Below are 17,292 nucleotides of genomic sequence, written 5' to 3'. Positions count from 1 at the left end.
TGAGATCGGAAGACCAGGCTTGCCAGGCCCGGGCATGCCGATGGCCAACGTAAAAGAGCGGCGACGCTGATGGCCGCCGCTCCGGCGGTGACGAGAGGTCGTGCGGGTCAGACGAGATTGATCGTCACGTCGATGTTCCCGCGCGTCGCCTTGGAATAGGGGCAGGTCTGGTGAGCGGCATCGACGAGACGACGCGCAACGTCGGCGTCGATCCCCGGCAGGCTGACATTCAGCCGTGCCTTCAGGAAGTAGCTGCCGTCGCGGTTCAGCAGATCCACTTCGGCATCGACGGCCACGTCGGCGGGAAGTGCTGTCTTCGACTGGCCGGCCGCCAGACCGATCGCGCCGATGAAACACGCAGACCACCCTGCGGCAAAGAGTTGCTCCGGGTTCGTCCCCGGCCGCGAACTGCCGGGGGTGGCAAGCTTGGTGTCCAGGCGTCCGTCGTCGCTGCGGGCGGCGCCGAGGCGGCCGCCGGTCGTGTGGGTCTTGCCGGTGTAGAGTACCTTTTCAGCTGCGCTCATGGTCTTTTCCTTTCGACAGGTTTGCCGTCCGGGCCAGATTGCCCTGCGGCTGTCGAGACGCATCTGGCGCCTTCAAGGTGTATCGGATGTTTCACAGGGGGCCGGAAATGTATGGAAACCTGCCCAGGGGCTCGCGCGGATACACGCAGATACGAAGCCGATCCGGACGCGGCTTGTCGCCCATCGGGTCTCGCCAGCATGGAGGGACGCCGCGTCCGGCAGGCCTCGCCTTCTAATCACGGCGCATAAGAAAAGCGCGGGGCCGGCGGACCGGAACCCCGCGCCTCCACGCAATCCGCGGGAGAAAAACTAGAAACGATCGACGGCGACAATTGCCTCGGCAAAGGCGAGCGGCGCCTCCTGCGGCAGGTTATGGCCGATGCCGCCGGTAATCAGCCGATGCTCGTATCGGCCCGAGAAGCGCTTGGCGTAGGCGGCGGGATCGGGATGCGGCGCGCCATTGGCGTCGCCCTCGAGCGTGATGGTCGGGACAGCAATGGTGGGGAACTGCGCCAGCCGCTTTTCGAGGTCGTCGTACTGTGCCTCCCCCTCGGCCAGGCTGAGCCGCCAACGGTAATTGTGGATCGAGATGTCGACATGATCGGGGTTGTCGAGCGCCTCGGCGCTTCTGTCGAAAGTCGCGTCGTCGAAGTTCCACTTGGGCGAGGCAAGCTTCCAGATCAGCCGGGCGAACTCCTTGCGGTTCTGCTTGTAGCCCTCATAGCCCCGCTCCGTGGCGAAGTAGAACTGATACCACCATGCAAGCTCGCCCTGCGGCGAAAGCGGCTTCCTGTTCACCTCCTGGCTACCGATGAGATAGCCGCTGACGGAGACCAGCGCCTTGCAGCGCTCGGGCCACAGGGCCGCGATGATGTTGGCGGTTCGCGCGCCCCAGTCACAGCCGCCGATGACCGCCTTTTCGATCTTGAGCGCGTCCATCAGGGCAATGATATCTGTCGCAATTACAGCCTGCTGGCCGTTTCTCGGAGTGTCGGCGGACAGGAACCGGGTCGTGCCATAGCCACGCAGATAGGGAACGATGACCCGATAGCCGGCATTGGCGAGCACCGGCGCTACATCCACATAGGTATGGATGTCATAGGGCCAACCGTGCAACAGAATGACGACCGGAGCGTCGCTCGCGCCAAGTTCGGCATAGCCGACATTGAGCACGCCGGCATCGATCTGCTTGAGGACCGGGAAAGACTTGTTCGTGCCCGGCGCGACAGCCGGCAGGCGCGGCGCCTCAGCGGCTCCCGCTTGCGCTCTGGTCGCGCCAGCCGAAGCGAACTGCGTTGCCGCCAGCGAGAGTGCGATTGCGCCGATGAAACGGCGGCGCGGGTGGTTGATTTCGTCCGACATTGACTACCCTCCGGTGAACTGAACTGGCATCAGGAATGAAGTGCTGGTGTATCCGGAGCGTGTGCCTGGCGGCGCCCTATTGAAAGCACGTGTAGAAATGGCAGGGGACCGGATACACGGCGATACAATCGCTTTTCGAGGTAGGTCACTGCCGTCAGGCAACGCCCTCGCGTGCATTGCGGCGGATCGTCTGGGGCGGTTGCCCGAGCGTTCGCAGGAAGGCCCGGCGCATGCGGTCGCTATCAGCAAAACCGGTCTGCTCGGCAATCACGTCCATGGAGTGGCGGCCCTGTTCCATCAACAGGCGCGCGGCTTCCACCCGCAGATGCTCGACGGCTTTTGCCGGCGACTGGCCGGTCTCGGAGCGGAAGGCCCGGCTGAACTGGCGCGCACTCAAGCCCGCGGCGTCCGCGAGTTCGTCGACCGATAGGACGTTTCGCAGGTTGGCCTTGGCGTAATTGACCGATTTCTGAATGCGGTCCGACTTCGGATCGAGTTCCAGCAGCGCGGAAAACTGCGACTGGCCGCCGGCGCGCCGGTGATAGACGACGAGCTTGCGCGCCACCTGACGGGCGACATCCTCGCCATGGTCCTTTTCGATCATCGCCAGCGCCAGATCGATGCTGGCCGTCATGCCGGCCGAGGTCCACACGCTGCCATCGACGATGAAGATGCGGTCCTCCTCTACCTTGACCTCGGGAAAGCGCTCGCGCAGCTGGCGGGCAAACACCCAATGGGTGGTGGCGCGGCGGCCGTCGAGCAGTCCGGACTCGGCGAGGATGAAGGCGCCTGTGCAAGGGGCGGCCACCCGTCGCGAGACCTCCAGGGCATGGCGCGCGAAGGCGGCAAGCCCCGGCGTTACCGGCTCGATCACGGTGCCCGCGCCGAACATGACGGTGTCATAGACCGCATCGTTGAAGGCTTTCGTCAGTACGCCGAAGCCGGCGGATGCCTTGACCTCGCCGCCCGCCTCCGACAGCAACTCGATCGCATAGGCTGGTTCGCCAAGCGTCAGGTTGGCGATCTCGAAGGCGGTGACCGCCGCGAAACCCATCAGCTGAAATCCCGGAAAGACCACGTAGCCGATCCTGTGCATCTTACACCACCTCTGCCGATCCTGTCCGGAATGCCCGCTTATAGCAGATTTGCGCCATAGAGGGAACGCGACGGTCATGGCCGGGGCTCATTCGGGAAGCGGCTTGCCCGCATGTTCGGCCACCATGTAGGCCGCATACCAATCCGGCCAGGTGTGGTCGTGCTCACCGCCATTTCGCTTCTCGTGTTCGCCATGGGCGGCAGCCGCGCGACGCAGGGCCGCCGCAAGATCACCGACGGAAGCAAAGTCCGTCACGTCGGTATCCACGCGCCCAGGCAGACGTTCGGTCACTTCCTGCAACAGCCAGCCATTGCCGTCGGGGTCGCTGAAGGTGGCATAGGAGCGGTAGCTGCGGCGCGCGGGATCGCGCCCGCTGATCGGCGGCTTGCCGGGGCCTTCGCGATGGAAGATCTCACTGACCTCGGCGCCGCGTTCGACGAGTTCTGCACGCGCGGCTTCGATATCCGAAACGATGAGATAGAGGCCGCTCGCCGAACCGGGCATGGCCGAAGTCAGCCCGGTGCCGAAGTGGATCGATGCCGGCGAACCCGGGGGCGTGAACTGCACGACGCGAAACGCATCGCCAACGGGAAAGTCCGCATCCAGTCGCCAACCGAGGCGACCGTAGAAATTCTTGGCGCGATCGACGTCCGATACCGGGATGACCGCGACCTCGAACTTCAGGTCGAGCGAAGGCACCCTGCTCTGATTGTCTGCACTTGTCATGACACGTCTCCAACTAAAGAAAACAGGGGTTGTGATGGAAGGGCGCGCGTTCACGCGCCCTCCTACTGTCAACTCGGTTGACGCAGTGACTTGAACGAAGCCCTCAATTCATCGACCAGGGCTGCCGGTTGTTCCCAGGCTGCAAAGTGTCCGCCCTTGGCCAGGCGATTATAATGGATGAGCTTGGGGAATGCCTTCTCTGCCCAGGATTTTGGTGCCTGATAGAGTTCGTCCGGGAAGGCGCTGACGGCCACCGGAATCTGGATGCCCTTCGGCTGGAAGAAGGCAAGCTTGTTTTCCCAGTAGAGCCGCGCCGACGACACGGCCGTATTGGTCAGCCAGTAGAGCGTGACATTGTCGAGCACGTCATCGCGCGTCAGCCCTTCCGGCTTGCCATCGAAGACGCGGGCGATCAGCTCGTAGCTGCGGGCGTCATGGTCGAGCATCCAGCTCGCAAGCCCGATCGGCGAATCCTCAATCGCATAAAGTGTTTGCGGCCGCTTGCTCATCTCCTGCGCATAGGAAAGCCCGTTGCGGTAGAAGAAGTCGAGCTGCTCATAGGCGCGGCGCTCGTCTGCCGAAAGGCTCGCTGGTGCCGGCTGGCCGGCATCCAGGCTCTTCTGGATCTCGTCAGGCACGGTCGCCGGCATGTTGGTGTGGATCCCGAGCAAGCCCGCCGGCTGCTGCAGCGCCATCTGCTCTGTCACCGCATCGCCCCAGTCGCCACCCTGCGCGACGTAATGGGTATATCCGAGGCGCTGCATCAGCACCGCCCAGGCGCGCGCGATCCGGACCGGATCCCACCCGCGCTCCGTCGGCTTACCGGAGAAGCCGTAGCCAGGGAGCGAGGGGATGACGACGTCGAAAGCATCGGCTTCCGTGCCACCGTGGGCGGTCGGATTGGTCAGGGGGTCGATGATCTTCAACTGCTCGATGATCGAGCCCGGCCAGCCGTGGGTGACGATGAGCGGCATCGCATTCTTATGCTTGGAGCGCACGTGAATGAAGTGGATGTCGACGCCGTCGATGTTGGTCACGAATTGCGGCAGGTCGTTGAGTGTCTTCTCCACCCGGCGCCAATCGTATGTGGTCGCCCAGTAGTCCGCGAGTTTCTGCATGGTGGCGAGCTGAACGCCCTGGGTGCCATCGGTCACAAGCTCCCGATCCGGCCACTTGGTCGCCGCGATGCGCTGCTTGAGGTCGGCAAGCGCGGCATCAGTGGCATGGAACTGGAATGGCCGGATGGATTCGTCCGCGACCGGTTTGGCAGCCGAGGCGATTTGGACGCCGCCGCCGGCGGACACGCCCGCCGCCTGAGCGGCGAGCGGAGGAAGCAGGATCGCGATCGCACCCGACAGCACCAATGCGGCCAGTCGGCGGTTTTGGACAATGGGCATAGAACGTCTGAACATCATCATTCTCCTGGTTCGATTGGCGAGGCGAGGAAGCGCCTCGAAAGTCCGGGTTGGGAGGTCCCGGAAGGTGAACCGGCGCTAGCTTCCGATACGGTAGCGAGCGGCCGGCATTTTCCTGGAAAGGTTCGGCATCAGCTTCTGGCGGGCCGCCTCATAGGCTGCCCAGTCAGCGGCGTCCGGCAGCGCCGGGATCGTGATCACTTCGCCCTGGTCGAGGCCGGCAAGTGCCGCGTCCACCATGTCTTCGGCGCGCATGACGATCTCGCTCGGCACGTGCTCGATGGGCGTGCCGGCGATGCCCCAGAAATCGGTGGCGGTAGCCCCCGGCAACACGGCCTGGACGCGGATATTCCTGTCGGCAAGTTCCTTTTGAAGCGACAGGGTGAAGGCGAGCACGAAGGCTTTGGTGCCGCCATAGACGCCGTTCAGAACTTCCGGCGCCACGCCAACGATCGAGGCGATGTTGATGATCGTGCCGGCACCGCGCGCGGCAAATCCGGGCGCCGCCGCATAGGTCAGCCGCGTCAGCGCGCTGACGTTGAGCGTAATCATCTCGTCCATCTTGTCGACATCGGAGGCAAGCAGCGGCGCGGTCGCGCCGACCCCGGCATTGTTGATCAGCACCGTGATGCTCGCATCGTCCTGAAGGATCTTCTCGACCCGCCTGACATCATCCTTGTTGCCGAGGTCCGCGGCCACGACTTCGATGGCGCGGCCGGTTTCGTCCGCCAGCCGGCGGGCGAGCTCGTCAAGGCGCCCGCGATTGCGCGCGACGAGAATGAGGTCGTATCCGCGATGCGCCAGGCGGTCGGCATAAATCGCGCCGATACCGGACGAAGCACCGGTGATCAGTGCAGTGCCTTTTGAATTGCTCATTTCAAGCTCCTATCCTTGGGTTGGAGCCTCGATGGTACGGCCGAAAGACCGCGTCTTAAATGTCGTAATTCCGTCTTTTTATGCCATAAACGGCTTGCCGTCTGGACGGACGCGAACCAACTTCGCCGCGAGCATGCTTATGCGGTGTATCCGCGATGTGTTCGGAAGCGGCGTCTGTGTATCGCAATGTTTGAACGGCCGCGGACGGCGGCAAACCGATACGAAATGCCCTTGGGGTTTCTGCCGCAGCGCCGCAGCGTCAGAAAACGAAAACGGGGCCGACATGACGTCGACCCCGCATTCGTCTGCAAGCAACTCCCTGAAAATATAAGAGGCTCAGAGATTGTAGAGGCTGCGCGCAAACGCGCCGATGCCCTTTGCGTCGAGCAGGCTGAGGGGGGCACGCAACGTTACCCGCGCGACACCCGGATGGCGGCCGATCTCGATTGCACCTGCGATCGTCGCCCGGTTCATCACTTCGGGAACGCTGAGGCCGAGCAGGTCTGCCGCCCGTTCCAGCCCGTTCGTGGTCGCATCATTGAGGTTCGCACCCGTGCCGATGAAGGTGACTGGAGCGTCGGCCTCCACCTCGCGAACACCGTGCTTGCGAGCAAGTGCCGTCACCCGCGTGCGTTCCGCCTCGTTAAGCGGACGCGCAAGGAACGGTACATCATCCAGCACCGGCAGGAGGATCGGCCCGTCGATCTTGAGCCCCTTGATGACATGGACCTCCAGCGTCACCGTGCCGGCGACGTCGCAGGTATGGCCGGCAATTTCGCCATCGCCCTGAAGGGCATGCATGTCCCCCATATAGATACCGCCCCCCGGGACCTTGACCGGGCAGATCAGGATCGCGCCCTCCCGAACGGTGTTCACGTCCATGTGGCCGTCGGTCTTATGCCGGACGAGCTCGTCCGCGGTCAGGGAATAGGCATGCGGTGCGTCGGTCAGAAACTGGCCGAAGTCGCCGGCATTGTGCGAGTCCGGCATCGCCTTCGAAGGCGTCGTGCCCAGTTGGCCGAGGAATGGCCGGAGCCTTGTGGCGACACCGACGAGGTCCGCCGGCGCGAAGGTCAGGATCGGATGTTGGATCGAACCGTCCGGCAGGGCCATCAGCCGTTCCGCATCCGAGGCGAAGGTCTCGGCGGTCGCCTTGCCGACGGTCAGCCCCACCTGGCGCTCATCGTCGAAAGCGATTGTGTAGCCGTTGGTGAAGATGAAGGGCGTCGCATCCGCGCCGCAGTTTTCGCAGCGGATCGCCGTCTGGCCGATGCCCTCCACGCGCGTGCGCGGCCATTCCGTGCCGCAGCCCGGGCAAACCGCCGCGCAGAAGGGGTCACCGTTGAAGCGACCGGCCACCACCTCGTCGTTGCCCGAGGCAGTCGCCGCGGACGTGACGATCAGCGAACGGATCCGAATGGCAATCGCATCGCCGATCTCGGCACCTGCGACCGCAACAGGGCGCGTCACCTCATGTCCGCCGCGGATCTCCGGCGTGATCATCGGCCCCCAACATCCCGGCGCTGTGTTCGCGATAATGACGCCGCCATCCGCAACCGGCCCCAGCATCGGCTCGGCCGGATCCAGGATCCCGTTGGTCAATTCGTTGACGAATACCGTCCGAGCCCCGGTGGTCTGGCGCTCTCTCGTTTTCTCCAGCATGTCACTTTCCTCCAGGTTGATTGGCATCAAAGGTTCAGGCCGCTCGTCACGGCGATACTATCATCAGTTGAAGAACGGATCGGCAAGCTCCTCGTGCGGCGCCTGTTGCGGCAATCCTGCCGCCTGCTCGGCCCCCGTTGCGGATCCAGGACCGGAAACGAGCGCGGCAAGAAGCGAGGGCTCTCTCGGGTCGCTATCCCAGGCGCATGGGGCGGCAGCAAGCACGGCGATGGCGAAAATTGTTGCGAAGATACGCATGGTGGCTCCTTCCGCTATTGATGTCGGCAACGGCGTTTCGTCACCAAGGACTCGCGCTCGCGGCCAGAGATTTTCTTGGACGTATCGCGGGCGTAACCAGTTGCGCGCTGGCAGTTCGCCTCTGTCGCCCACGGCACGCTCTCATCCAAAGGTGAAGACGAAGGCTTCTGCGCCGGGCGCGAGGAAGCGGATCTCGAAGGTCCGCTCCCGGGCTTCGCCCGATTGGCGCACGAGTTGGTAAAGGCGGGTCTCCGTGATGGTACCTTTGCCGGCCGCATCGATATCCGCGCCATGGTCCGCCGCCGGGGGCGCCCCGTCCACAGTCACCTGGAACGGGACCGGCTTGCGGCCAGCGCCGGGGCCGAGGACCAGATGCAGGTCCCGCGCGCGGAACCGGTAGGTGATGCCGCCGCCAGCGTCGTTGAGCCGCGCCTCTTCGGCGCCGACCGTCCAATTGCCGGTCAGCCCCCATTCATTGAGCCCCGGCTTGCCGGCCGTGTACCGTGCCGCTGCATTGGCCGAGACGCCCTCGGGCGAGACGAAGTGTGCGGCGCGCGCATAGCCGACATAGGTCTCGCCTGAGTCGAGGCGTGCCGGGTCCGGCGAGGCCTCGGCGCCCTTCGCATCGGGCTTCACCAGATCGCCTTCGGCCTTTTTCTTGCCGGCGGCTTCGGCCAGCAGGTCCTGGATCACCCGCTCGGAGCCCTCGTAGTCGCCTTCGCCGAAATGGGTGTAGCGGACCTGCCCTTCGGCATCGATGAAGTAGTGGGCCGGCCAGTAGCTGTTGGAGAAGGCGCGCCAGATGGCGAAATCGTTGTCGATCGCCACCGGATAGGTGATCTTGAAATCGCGCACCGCCTTCTCAACGTTGCCGATCTGCTTTTCGAAAGCGAATTCCGGAGCGTGCACGCCGATGACGACGAGGCCCTGATCCCGATACTTCTCAGCCCAGGCCCGGACATAGGGGATGGTGCGGATGCAGTTGATGCAGGAATAGGTCCAGAAATCGACGAGCACGACCTTGCCGCGGAGTTCGGCCGGCGTCAGCGGCTTGGAATTCAGCCACTGAACCGCACCGTCGAGCGACGGAAATTGTCCTTCGACCGGAAGGTCGCTGCGGTAGGCCGCCTGGCGCGTATCCTTTGCGGCAAGGGTCATACGCGTGCTTGCGACGTCCACAGGCGAAGCACCACTGCGCAGGCGATCAAGGATCGACTGTTCGACGCCCGACGTGCTCGCATAGGAAAGCTGCGCCAAAAGACCGGTGTCAAGCCCCAGCGCAATCGCGCCAACGCCGGCAAGCACTGCGACGCCGAGGCCCTGGCGGATGCGGTCGCCGACGCCGAGAAAGCGCTTCATCGCCGCGAATACTCGGGCGCCGGCCAGAACGGCGAGCGCCAGCGAGGTCGCAGCACCGGCCGCATAGGCGACAAGCAGCAGCGTCGTCTGCGCATTCGCGCCGTTCAGCGCCGCCCCTGTCAGCACCAGGCCAAGCACCGGCCCGGCACACGGCGCCCAGAGCAATCCGGTCGCAACGCCAAGGAGGATCGAGCCGCCGATGCTACCCTTCTCCCCGGTCGCAGCCTTCCGCGACAGCCGGTTGCCGAGTTCCACGAACGGACCGGTTACAAAGGCGGCGGCCCGCGTCGAGATAAGCGTCACACCGAAGACGGCGAGCATCGCGATCGCTGCGTAGCGGCCGTAGGCGTTCGCCTGCACCGCCCAGTTGCCGCCGAGGGCTGCAAGCGAGGCGATACCCGCAAAGGTCACGATCTTGGCGAGCAGCATCGGGAGAATGCTGGTGGAAAAGGGCTGGCCGGCGCGGGCAAACACGAATGGCAGCACCGGCAGGATGCAGGGGCTGACGATCGTCAGCACGCCGGCAAGATAGGCTACAACAAAGAGGATCATCACCGTCTCTCCGCATGGGATCGATGCCCGAGGCACAGATCGCTTGTCACATGCGGCAGAGGACCATCGCGACGTATCGCGGATGTTTCCGACAGGAGCGGATTTGTATCTCAGTGCATCAGGGTCGTCCCCCGACCATCGCAAATCGCGCAATCAATATATTCCATGAGATATAACGGCATGCCATAGTGCGGCCCGACCGATCCCTCTCGCTATCGTGGCCTCCATGTTGAAATCTCTTGCGATAATCTTTTCCGCCATGCTCGGCCTTGCCTCAGGCGCAGCCGAGGCGCGTACGATCACCGATGCCGCAGGGCGGACGGTTGAGGTTCCCGATACCATCACCCGCGTGCTTGCTGCCGGCCCGCCGGCCTCGGTACTCACCTACGTGCTGGCGCCGGACAAGCTCGCCGGCTGGGTACGGGAGCCGACGGAGGAGCAAAAGGCATATCTGATGCCGTCGGTCCGAGACCTGCCGACCTACGGCCAGCTCACGGGCAAGGGCGGCAGCGCCAATGTCGAGGCGGTGCTTGCCGCCAAGCCGGACATCATTCTCGACGTCGGCACCGTCAACGAAACCTACCGCTCGCTGGCCGACAAGGTGCAGGCGCAGACCGGCATTCCCTACGTGCTGATCGACGGCCGCTTCGCCGACAGCGGCAAGACGCTGCGCGACGTCGGCGCGCTGCTTGGCGTGACCGAACGCGCCGAAACGCTCGCGACCTATGCCGACAAGCGGGTCAAGGAACTGAACGACAACCTTGCCAAGATACCGGCCGATCAACGACCGCGCGTCTATTACGGCCGCGGCCCCGAAGGGCTGGAAACAGGACTTTCCGGCTCGATCAATGTCGAGATCCTCGAAGCCGTCGGCGCAGAGAATGTTGCGGCGGCGGCCGGCAAGGGCAGCCTGACCCAGGTGTCGCTCGAACAGATCCTCTCCTGGAACCCGGACGTCATCATCGCCGCAAGCGGCAAGTTTGCGGCCTCGGCCAAGAAGGACCCGCTCTGGGCGGACGTGAAGGCAATCACCACAGGCCGGGTGTTCACTGCGCCGTCGCTGCCCTACGGGTGGTTCGACTCGCCGCCTGCGATAAACCGACTGATCGGCGTCGTCTGGCTGCAGAAGCTGTTCTATCCGGACAGCTTCAAGGGCGATCTGAAGGCTGAGACCCGCGACTTCTACAAGCTGTTCTACCAGGTCGATCTGACGGAAGAACAAGTGGCCACGCTCCTGAAGGGGGCGGTGCCGGCTTCGAAATGAACCGGATACAGGAAACATCGGAAATGACGGCCGACGGGCGCAAGGGCAATCTCTGGCTCCTCGTCGGCCCTCTCCTTCTGCTGGCCCTGGTGTCGATGTCGGTCGGCAAATATGCCGGCCCTGCGGAGATCGCCGGGGCGCTGCGCGCTGCCCTGTCGGGACAGCCGAGCGATCCCGTTCTTTCGACCGTGCTCTGGAATGTGCGGCTGCCGCGCGTTGCAGGCGCGATGCTGATCGGCGCGGCACTTGCCGCAGCCGGCGCCACCTATCAGGGGCTTTTCCGCAATCCGCTCGTTTCGCCGGATATTCTCGGCGTTTCCGGCGGCGCCAGTCTCGGCGCCGTCATCGGCATCTTTCTGTCGCTGCCGGTCCTCGCAATCCAGGCGATCAGCTTTGCCGGCGGGCTGCTTGCGGTGGCTGCGGTCTATGCTGTCGGCTTGGCGATCCGCGGACGCGATCCGGCCCTGACATTGGTCCTGGCGGGGATTGCCATCGGCGCCCTTGTGGGTGCTTGCATATCGCTCATCAAGATCCTTGCCGATCCCTATGACCAGCTGCCGGCGATCACCTATTGGTTGCTCGGCAGCCTGACGGCGATCACCCGTCTCGACGTCATCTCGATCCTGCCGGCGCTTTTGATCGGGCTGGTGCCGCTGGTGCTTTTTCGCTGGCGCATGAACCTGATGACGCTCGGCGACGAGGAAGCTCAGACCTTGGGCATCGATACGCGTATGACCCGCGCATTGCTGATCGCGGCAGCCACGCTCATCACGGCGGCGGCCGTCTCGGTCAGCGGCGTCATCGGCTGGATCGGCCTCGTCATCCCGCACATCGCGCGCATGCTGGTCGGTCCGGACTTCCGCCGCCTGCTGCCGGCGTCCATGACCGCCGGGGCTGCCTATCTGCTTGTCGTCGATATGCTGGCGCGCAGCATAGCGCTCGTCGAAGTGCCGCTCGGCATTCTGACGGCGGCCGTTGGCGCGCCCTTCTTCCTCTGGCTGCTCGCCTCCGGCCGGAGGGCCTGGCAATGACACTGGAGATCAGGAATCTTGCCTTCGGCTATGGCCAACGCTCGGTGGGTGAGAATGTCTCCCTGTCGCTTGCATCCGGCGAGGTTCTGGCCCTGCTCGGCCCCAACGGCGCCGGCAAGACGACGCTGTTCAAGACCGTCCTCGGTCTCCTGCCAGTCAGGGCTGGAGACATTCTCCTGGACGGGCGACCGCTTTCCGCCTGGCCACGGCGTGAGCGCGCCAAGAAGATCGCCAATGTGCCGCAAGCGCATGCCGCACTCTTCCCGTTTACGGTGCTGGAGGTTGTCTTGATGGGGCGAGCCCCTCACCTCGCGCCGTTCTCCTCGCCTGGCGCCCGCGATCGCCGGATTGCTCTGGACGCGCTTGCCGGCCTCGGCATGTCCCACCTTGCCCTGCGTCCCTATACCGAGATTAGCGGTGGCGAGCGCCAGATGGCGTTGATCGCTCGCGCGCTGACGCAGGAACCCACCATCCTCGTCATGGACGAGCCGACCGCCAATCTCGACTACGGCAACCAGATGCGGGTGCTTTCGCATGTCCGGGCGCTGGCGGAACAGGGGCTCTCGGTCGTGCTTTCGACGCACAATCCGGATCACGCCTTCCTCGTTGCGGACCGCGTCGCCCTTCTCCATGCCGCAAAACTTGTCGCGCTCGGCTTACCCAAGGACGTGTTGACGCCCACCGCCCTCAAACAACTCTACGACATCGATGTGGTGATCGGCTCGATCGACGGCAGCGAGGCCCGCCTCTGTGCGCCGCGCCTCACCGCCCCCTCTGCAAGGAAAGGAACAGACCATGGTTCGCCAGAACGAAATCCGTGAGAACGAAGTGGCCGTGGTGCCGCCCGCGCCAACCGACGCCGGTCTCGTCTTTATCGGCCGCATTTCCACGCCCTGGACGTCGCGCATGGAAACCCCACGCCAGGGGCGGCATGACGGCCCGGTCTGCCGCATCGAAATCTTCGAACCCTGGGTTCTCGCTCTGAAAGGCGTGGAAGCGTTCGAGCGACTGGAAATCCTTTACTGGCTCGACCGCTCGCGGCGCGACCTGGTGCTGCAGAGCCCCGCCAGCAACGGCGAAGTGCACGGAACATTCTCGCTACGCTCGCCGGTTCGGCCGAACCCGATCGGTACCTCGATCGTCAAGCTCGAAGCTGTGGAAGGCTCGAGCCTTCTCGTTCGCGGTCTCGACTGCCTCGACGGCACGCCGCTCATCGATCTCAAACCCGACCGGACGCTGTTCAAGCCGATTGCGCCGCCACAGCGCGGCGACTTTGAGACCGGCGACGGCAACGTGCATCATTGCCAGAAGGCGTAATCCGGCCGCGGTTTGGCAGGGCGCGGCGGTCGGTTCGCGCGCCCTTGACGCTAGCCTATCAGTCGATGCCGACCATGACGTCCGAGGCCTTGATGACCGCGTAGGCTTCGCCGCCAACCTTCAGGCCGAGTTCGTCGACCGACTCGTTGGTGATCGCAGCCGTCACGATCGAGCCGCCGACGTCGATCCGGACATGGGCAGTGGTCGCGCCCTTGACGACTTCGACGATCTTGCCCTTGAGGCGGTTGCGTGCGCTGATTTTCATCCGGTTCTCCTTCGTGTTGGCTAGGCTGAATGCCGCGGTTGCCGCATTCAGCCGCCAGGCCGGACGGAGTTTAATCCAGATAACGGCTGCGAATAGTGGCGGACGAGGTGAAACAGTATCATCGCCGCGCATACACCTGCGGCATCGCCGCGGCATTGTCATGCTAATCGCGGAGCGTGATCCACACCGGCGCATGATCGCTCGCGCCCTCCATGCCACGAACTTCCCGGTCGATGCCGGCACCGGTCAGCTTGCGGGAAAGCTTGCGGCTGAGCAGCAAATGATCGAGCCGCAGCCCCGCGTCGCGCTGCCAACGGTTCCGGCGATAGTCCCAGAAGGTGAAAAGCTGGTCCTTCGGGTATCTCTTGCGCAAGGCGTCGAGCCACCCCTGGTCGAGAAGGTCGCGGAATGCGGCGCGGCTTTCCGGCTGGACCAGCGCGTTGTCGTTATAGGAGGTTGTCGCGTAGATGTCGCGCGGCTCCGGAACGATGTTGTAGTCGCCGGCAAGCACGACAGGCAGATCGAGCGCGTAGAGCTCGGCCGCATGCTTGGCAAAACGCTCGTGCCAGCCAAGCTTGTAGACGAACTTGGGGCCCGGCTGCGGGTTGCCGTTGGGGGCGTAGAGACAGGCGACCAGAAGTCCGCTGACGGCAGCCTCGATATAACGCGCCTCGGCATCCGACGGGTCATGGTCGAGCCCGGCGCGGGTCAGAACCGGCTCGCTGCCGCGGGCGAGGATCGCCACACCGTTCCATGCGGATTGTCCCTGCCACACAGCGCCATAACCGGCCGCCTCGATCGCCGAGCGCGGGAACTGCCGATCGGTCGCCTTCAACTCCTGCAGGCAAACGATGTCCGGCTCCGCCTCGCCCAGCCAGGCAATCAGGTTGTCGAGCCGCCTGTTGATCCCGTTGATGTTGAAGGTGGCGATCTTCATCCCGGCGATCGGATCAGCGTGTCAGCCGGGCAGCCCAGGCTGCCACCGCGTCGGCCAAGGTCCTCAAATGATCGGCGGTCGAAAAGCCGGAAATGCTCTTGCGCGGTTTGAGGTCATGGTCTCCGTCCTCGAGCCACAGGACTTCGATTGCATCGGAAAGCACGTAGTTCTGCACTTCCTCACGCGTGCCGAATTCGTCGCGCGTTCCCTGGCAGATCAGCGTCGGCGTCTTGAGGTCGGCCAGGTGCTTGGTGCGCAGCTGCTCGGGCTTGGCCGGAGGATGAAAGGGATAGCCGAGGCAGAGCAGCCCGGTGATCCTGCCGGCCGCATGCAAGGGATCGGCGACCATGCTCGCGACGCGTCCCCCCATCGACTTGCCGCCGATGATAAGTGGGCCCTTGACGTCCAGATCGTCGATGGCGGCGAGGTATTCCGGATTGAGCGTGTCGGCGCGGGGCGGCGGTTTGCGCCCCTCCACCGTGCGCCTTGCCGCCATATAGCCGAATTCGAAGCGCGCGACGCGAAAGCCGGCCGTCGCAAGCGCCCCTGCGGTCGCGGTCATCGACGCCGAATCCATTGGCGCGCCGGCGCCATGGGCAAGGAGGATGGTGACCGCGGCATCGTCGGGTCCGTCGAAGAGAAATTTGTCACCCATATCAGCCTGCTGTTCTCGGGCGGTCCTGCAGGTCGACATATTGCACGCCGCGCTCCGCCGTTCGCGCCCATTCACTATCGCTATCGAGTTCGAGATAGCGGCTCCACCAGCGCCTCGCCTCCGCGAGATCGCCGGCATCGAATTCGAGTTTCGCCAGATTGAAGACGGCGTCGGCATAGTCGCCGTCGATCTCGATCGCCTTCCTGAGATGCCGGCGCGCGGCGTCGATCCGGCCCCGTTCGTTCATCAGCCCCGCGAGGTTGAACCAGGCCTCGACGAAGGAAGGATCGAGCTTGATGGCACGGGCGTAATCATGGGCGGCATCAAGCTCGCGCCCCGCCGCCTTCAGGCAATTGGCGCGGTTGAAGGCCGCGACCGAATCCGTCCGGTCCATGGCGAGATAGCGCTGATAGAAGGCCGCAGCCTCCAGGTAGTCGCCATTGGCTTCCGCCTCCTCGGCCAGATCGAAGAGATCTTCGACGGCGCCATCGTCCGGTGTATCGAGATCGAAGAGCAATTGCCCATTCAGCTCGCTCAAGCCCTCGGCGCTGCGCGCATAGATCGCATCGGTGCCGCCATGGTGCAGCGAAAGCGCCGTCAGCGACGCGACCGGTCCGGAGCGATGGACGGACCGGGCGATCGCGCTCCAACTCGCCCCGCTGGCAATCAGCTCGGCATATTTCCGGGCAAGGATGAGGTCGCGGAACGAATAGGGCTCGCGGTCATGCTCGAAAGCGTCGAACAGGGAGAGCAGGTCGAAGACCCGCGGCGAGAGCCTCGCCTGATCGATCAGCGACTGGCGACTGAGCGCGGATGCCACCGGCACGGACATCAACCCCAGAAGGCGAAGAAAGCCGTTTTCGCTGACAGGCCATCGCCCGCTTTCGCGTTCGCCATCGAAGCGGGCTTCGATCTCCGCCTCGCTCGATTTGGCAAGCAGACTACGGCCGAACACCAGATAGGTCGTCTGGCGCGTGAGGCCGCGACGCAGGTGTCCGTGCTGGCGCTCGACCTCGCGCGCCACCAGCCGGCGCGGGAAGGCCGAGAGCGCCCCGACGATACCGAATGTCTGGCCTGCTACAGCCATCAGGCTTTCTTCTTTGCGACCGGTTTTGCCGCCGTGCGCTTGGCTGGCGCCGCCGCCTTGGAGGTTTGCTTCGCCGCCGGCTCGGCCTTGGGCTTGCTCTTTGCAGGCGGCTTCGACTGCGACAGGCTCGCCTTCAGCGCATCCATGAGGTTGATGACGTTGCCACGCTCAGGGGCTGCCGCAATGATCGGCTTGTGACCTTTGAGCTTCTCGCGGATCATCTTCATCAGCGCGATCTCGTAGCGGTCCTCATAGTTCTTCGGATCGAAGACCGTCATCTTCTGCTGGATCAAGGCTTCGGCGAGTTGCAGCATTTCCGGGTCCGGGTGACCAACGGGTACATTGCCGAAATATTCAGCGGTTCCGCGCACTTCGCTCGGGTTTCTCAGCGTACACACGAACATCCCGGTTTCGCGCGCACCGATGGTCACCACCCGTTCGCGGCTCGAAAGCACGAGGCGCGCGATCGCCACCTTGCCGCTCTTTTTCAACGCTTCGCGGAGCACGACGAAGGTTTCCTCAGCCATTGCGCCGTCTGGGGCGAGATAATAGGGCGCATCCTGATAGATCACGTCGACGGAGCCTTCGTCGACGAAGGCCTCGATGTTCATCGTGTGGTTGGATTCGATCCTGACGCTGTCGAGATCGCTGTCCTCGATGATGATGTACTTCTTGTCTTCGTACTCGTAGCCCTTGACCAGATCCGAACGCTCGACGAGCCCGAGTTCGGGATCGACCGGCTTCATGTTGATCCGGTTATGGGTGTCCTTGTGAAGTTGATTGAAGCTGATGCGCTCGCTCGAACTGGTCGCCGGATAGAGCCGGACGGGGCAACTGACGAGACTGAGTTTGAGGTAACCTTTCCAACTTGCCCTGGGCGCCATTGATGTCTCCTACGCGGCCAAA

18 protein-coding genes are annotated in these 17,292 nt (G+C 64.0%); 4 read left to right on the top strand and 14 right to left on the bottom strand.

The annotated features are described in order from the left end of the window. Positions 1 to 107: 107 nt before the first annotated feature. The 9 genes from ACIQUG_RS13725 to ACIQUG_RS13685 form a co-directional block, all read right to left on the bottom strand. Positions 108 to 524 carry an organic hydroperoxide resistance protein gene (locus tag ACIQUG_RS13725; protein WP_402322336.1) on the bottom strand — a complete coding sequence of 139 codons (417 nt, stop codon included), beginning with the start codon at positions 522 to 524 and terminating at the stop codon, positions 108 to 110. Positions 525 to 833: 309 nt separating this feature from the next. Beyond that, positions 834 to 1,886: an alpha/beta fold hydrolase gene (locus ACIQUG_RS13720; RefSeq protein WP_402322334.1), complete on the bottom strand. Its 1,053-nt coding sequence runs from the start codon at positions 1,884 to 1,886 to the stop codon at positions 834 to 836. 154 nt (positions 1,887 to 2,040) lie between these two features. After that, positions 2,041 to 2,982, bottom strand: a complete 942-nt coding sequence (locus tag ACIQUG_RS13715; RefSeq protein ID WP_402322331.1) for a GlxA family transcriptional regulator — start codon at positions 2,980 to 2,982, stop codon at positions 2,041 to 2,043. Between the two features lie 87 nt (positions 2,983 to 3,069). Beyond that, entirely contained in the window at positions 3,070 to 3,708 is a 639-nt protein-coding gene (locus tag ACIQUG_RS13710; protein WP_402322328.1) for a VOC family protein, read from the bottom strand. A 68-nt stretch (positions 3,709 to 3,776) separates the two neighbouring features. Continuing rightward, positions 3,777 to 5,120: an epoxide hydrolase family protein gene (locus tag ACIQUG_RS13705; protein ID WP_402322325.1), complete on the bottom strand. Its 1,344-nt coding sequence runs from the start codon at positions 5,118 to 5,120 to the stop codon at positions 3,777 to 3,779. An 81-nt stretch (positions 5,121 to 5,201) separates the two neighbouring features. Beyond that, a complete protein-coding gene (locus ACIQUG_RS13700; protein ID WP_402322322.1) occupies positions 5,202 to 5,999 on the bottom strand; it encodes an SDR family NAD(P)-dependent oxidoreductase in 798 nt (265 codons plus the stop codon). Between the two features lie 336 nt (positions 6,000 to 6,335). Continuing rightward, positions 6,336 to 7,661 (bottom strand): acetamidase/formamidase family protein, encoded by a 1,326-nt coding sequence (locus ACIQUG_RS13695; protein ID WP_402322319.1) that lies wholly within the window; start codon positions 7,659 to 7,661, stop codon positions 6,336 to 6,338. Between the two features lie 63 nt (positions 7,662 to 7,724). Further along, positions 7,725 to 7,919 (bottom strand): hypothetical protein, encoded by a 195-nt coding sequence (locus tag ACIQUG_RS13690; RefSeq protein WP_402322316.1) that lies wholly within the window; start codon positions 7,917 to 7,919, stop codon positions 7,725 to 7,727. A gap of 141 nt (positions 7,920 to 8,060) precedes the next feature. Continuing rightward, positions 8,061 to 9,830: a cytochrome c biogenesis protein DipZ gene (locus ACIQUG_RS13685; protein ID WP_402322313.1), complete on the bottom strand. Its 1,770-nt coding sequence runs from the start codon at positions 9,828 to 9,830 to the stop codon at positions 8,061 to 8,063. Positions 9,831 to 10,056: 226 nt separating this feature from the next. On the opposite strand from ACIQUG_RS13685, the gene ACIQUG_RS13680 reads away from it, so the two are divergent. Genes ACIQUG_RS13680 through tsaA form a run of 4 tightly spaced genes read left to right on the top strand, consistent with a single transcriptional unit; the run spans position 10,057 to position 13,442 of the window. After that, positions 10,057 to 11,094 carry an iron ABC transporter substrate-binding protein gene (locus ACIQUG_RS13680; protein WP_402322310.1) on the top strand — a complete coding sequence of 346 codons (1,038 nt, stop codon included), beginning with the start codon at positions 10,057 to 10,059 and terminating at the stop codon, positions 11,092 to 11,094. A gap of 23 nt (positions 11,095 to 11,117) precedes the next feature. After that, positions 11,118 to 12,125 (top strand): FecCD family ABC transporter permease, encoded by a 1,008-nt coding sequence (locus ACIQUG_RS13675; RefSeq protein WP_402322307.1) that lies wholly within the window; start codon positions 11,118 to 11,120, stop codon positions 12,123 to 12,125. After that, on the top strand, positions 12,122 to 12,946 hold the full coding sequence (locus ACIQUG_RS13670; RefSeq protein WP_402322304.1) for an ABC transporter ATP-binding protein: 825 nt from the start codon (positions 12,122 to 12,124) through the stop codon (positions 12,944 to 12,946). Before ACIQUG_RS13675 ends, ACIQUG_RS13670 begins: the two co-directional genes overlap by 4 nt. Continuing rightward, complete coding sequence (gene tsaA, locus ACIQUG_RS13665; RefSeq protein WP_402322301.1) at positions 12,921 to 13,442, top strand: tRNA (N6-threonylcarbamoyladenosine(37)-N6)-methyltransferase TrmO; 522 nt, start codon at positions 12,921 to 12,923, stop codon at positions 13,440 to 13,442. The genes ACIQUG_RS13670 and tsaA overlap by 26 nt, the downstream gene beginning before the upstream one ends. Before the next feature lie 58 nt (positions 13,443 to 13,500). Here tsaA and ACIQUG_RS13660 read toward each other — a convergent pair whose 3' ends face one another. The 5 genes from ACIQUG_RS13660 to ACIQUG_RS13640 all read right to left on the bottom strand — a co-directional run bounded on the left by ACIQUG_RS13660 (position 13,501) and on the right by ACIQUG_RS13640 (position 17,270). Next, positions 13,501 to 13,707, bottom strand: a complete 207-nt coding sequence (locus ACIQUG_RS13660) for a molybdopterin-binding protein (protein ID WP_043613318.1) — start codon at positions 13,705 to 13,707, stop codon at positions 13,501 to 13,503. Positions 13,708 to 13,870: 163 nt separating this feature from the next. After that, positions 13,871 to 14,644 carry an exodeoxyribonuclease III gene (gene xth, locus ACIQUG_RS13655; RefSeq protein ID WP_402322297.1) on the bottom strand — a complete coding sequence of 258 codons (774 nt, stop codon included), beginning with the start codon at positions 14,642 to 14,644 and terminating at the stop codon, positions 13,871 to 13,873. Between the two features lie 13 nt (positions 14,645 to 14,657). Beyond that, a complete protein-coding gene (locus tag ACIQUG_RS13650; RefSeq protein ID WP_402322294.1) occupies positions 14,658 to 15,299 on the bottom strand; it encodes an alpha/beta family hydrolase in 642 nt (213 codons plus the stop codon). Between the two features lies 1 nt (position 15,300). Next, positions 15,301 to 16,386, bottom strand: a complete 1,086-nt coding sequence (locus tag ACIQUG_RS13645) for a tetratricopeptide repeat protein (RefSeq protein ID WP_402322291.1) — start codon at positions 16,384 to 16,386, stop codon at positions 15,301 to 15,303. Next, positions 16,386 to 17,270, bottom strand: a complete 885-nt coding sequence (locus ACIQUG_RS13640; protein WP_402322288.1) for a Ku protein — start codon at positions 17,268 to 17,270, stop codon at positions 16,386 to 16,388. The genes ACIQUG_RS13645 and ACIQUG_RS13640 overlap by 1 nt, the downstream gene beginning before the upstream one ends. Positions 17,271 to 17,292: the final 22 nt, after the last annotated feature.

Source organism: Ensifer sp. NPDC090286 (assembly GCF_044769565.1).
In the GTDB taxonomy this organism is placed as follows: domain Bacteria; phylum Pseudomonadota; class Alphaproteobacteria; order Rhizobiales; family Rhizobiaceae; genus Ensifer.
Note: the sequence above shows the minus strand (reverse complement) of the source record. Positions and strands in the feature narration are given on the sequence as shown.